The organism is Dialister sp., from assembly GCF_036343215.1.
Taxonomy (GTDB): domain Bacteria; phylum Bacillota; class Negativicutes; order Veillonellales; family Dialisteraceae; genus Dialister.
The window spans coordinates 1-1922 of record NZ_JAZASU010000176.1 but is presented as its reverse complement, the minus strand read 5'-3'; the positions used below and the strand labels follow the sequence as shown (position 1 = coordinate 1922).

Genomic DNA, 1922 nt, shown 5'->3' with positions numbered 1-1922 from the left:
TTCCTTTAGAGTGCCTCAAAAACCGGTCAAAACTACTAAAATTTACTCCGAACAGGGTGAATAAGGCCCTATTTCCTTTAAACGCAATAGAGAAATTTCGATTTGGAAGCACTTTAGCAGCTGTTAAGTTAATGATATTGCAGATAACTGCTACTGTCTCTTTTACCGGATTTTTTCTCCTTTGACCCACTTTTTACTTTCCGCTGGCGGTATTTTATAAAGTATTTCCTTACAATATAAGCAGAGTATAAGCGGCGAAAGAAGGCGATGGGATGAAGAAACTGGTTTACGGGCTATGCCTCACGGCCCTCATCGGGGCGGGGGCCATTTCGGCAGGATTTGCAGGAAATCCCGCCGAAATGAGGGAACCTCTGAGGCTGACTGAAAAAAGTGATGATTTCCATTTTTACAACAATCATACCCCTCTCGTGACGCGGCTGGACAGGAAAGTGAACCGGGCGGTCCGGATGTATGGAATCGACGGGAATCCCATCATTGCGGCAGCAGATGATTCGTCTTTTTCCATCCGCAGGGAAAACGGAAATATCCTGTATGCCACGGAAAAATCGTCTCATCCCGAAGGGTATACCTGCCAGATTGCCAATACCAGCCGGCCGGATATCCGTTTCTGGCTCATCAGCAGCGATTCGAAGCTCTATGTGGTGAAGGAGGAAAAAGGGGCCTTCACGGAAGTGCTGGGAGAAAAAGAACTTTCTTCGGCGGGAGTCCCAATGCCGGCAGATCCGAAGGAACTCCTCCTTTCTTCCTTCAGGGGAAATACGCTTTCCGTCACGAAAGGACGCATGGGCCCCGCCGGTTTCATTCCGGAGAGGCAGGCATATTTTGCCTGGGATGGCCGGGACTGGAAGCAGGCAAAGGCAGACCGGAAAGACTGGACCATTCATCCGGAAAGATTCCTTTCTTTCCTTCCCGTTTCTGATGGAAACCGCCTGCACAGAGCGGGAAAGGAAACGGTCCTTTCCCTTCGCGTGAAAAATGGAAGGGAAGAATGGTCCCGGAAATCCTTTGAAACGGCAGAAGGGAAGAAAATCACCTTCACCGGATACAATCATTTCTTCCAGGTCACCGGGAATGATGGAAATGTCCTTTACACCAGCCCTGTTTCCTCCTGCAGCACAGGAACTTTTCACGTGCAGATGCTGGAAACGGGAACCGGTGAAAAATTCTGGCAGGTCACCCTGGAGGGCGAAACGGGGACGAAAGGCTTCTGGCTCATCGGAGAAGGAAACGGGCAGATTTCGGTCCCCGTTTCCGGGGAAACTTTAAAAGAAGCGGGCCTTTTCCCCGATCCTTCTGATGGAAATAAAAATCAGAGCATCGAAGTCATTCCCGAAAATGGAGGACTAACCCTTCTCTCCTGGCACACCTACTGGCCGGAGGGAACGGCCCATGCCCAGTCCCGGCGCATGGTGGACAAAGTGGGGCATATAGAAAGGAATCCACTGGACGGCGCCTTCTCCCTTTCCGAAGTGGAAACTATGGAAAATCCAACCTGCATCGACGAAAAGAATCATTCCCTGCAGGAACTGTCAGGGAGAGATCTGGAACTCTATCGAAAAGGAAAGGGACTTTCCGGGGAAGAAGGAACTTTTGTCATTATGCCTTGATTCATTTGCCTTTGGATAGAGACTCGAGACTTTGGAGGCAGTTCGACTGGAAAGGATACCGTGAAGGGGGAATTGCCTTCGGATAGAGACTCGGGATTTGGAGGCAGTTCGACTGGAGCGGATATCGTGAAGGGGGATTTGCCTGCGGATAGAGGTGGTAATGTTAAGATAAGAATGTACAGAAACTTCAACTTAAGAATGTACAAATTTCTGTTCTGAATGGCGCCGTTTGGGATGAAATTGTATGTAATTATGTTGGATTTCTGTACCGCCTCACCATCCCCACCCGGTGGC

At 49.5% G+C, this 1922-nt stretch carries 1 protein-coding gene; it reads left to right on the top strand.

Annotation, left to right across the window (positions count from 1 at the left end; all coding sequences use genetic code 11):
• Nucleotides 1–272 precede the first annotated feature (272 nt).
• Nucleotides 273–1628: a hypothetical protein gene (locus VZT47_RS10175; RefSeq protein WP_330224847.1), complete on the top strand. Its 1356-nt coding sequence runs from the start codon at nt 273–275 to the stop codon at nt 1626–1628.
• Nucleotides 1629–1922: the final 294 nt, after the last annotated feature.

Coding starts and splice junctions, on each gene's coding strand:
- VZT47_RS10175 (WP_330224847.1), top strand. CDS start 273: ATGAAGAAACTGGTTTACGGGCTATGCCTCACGGCCCTCATCGGGGCG.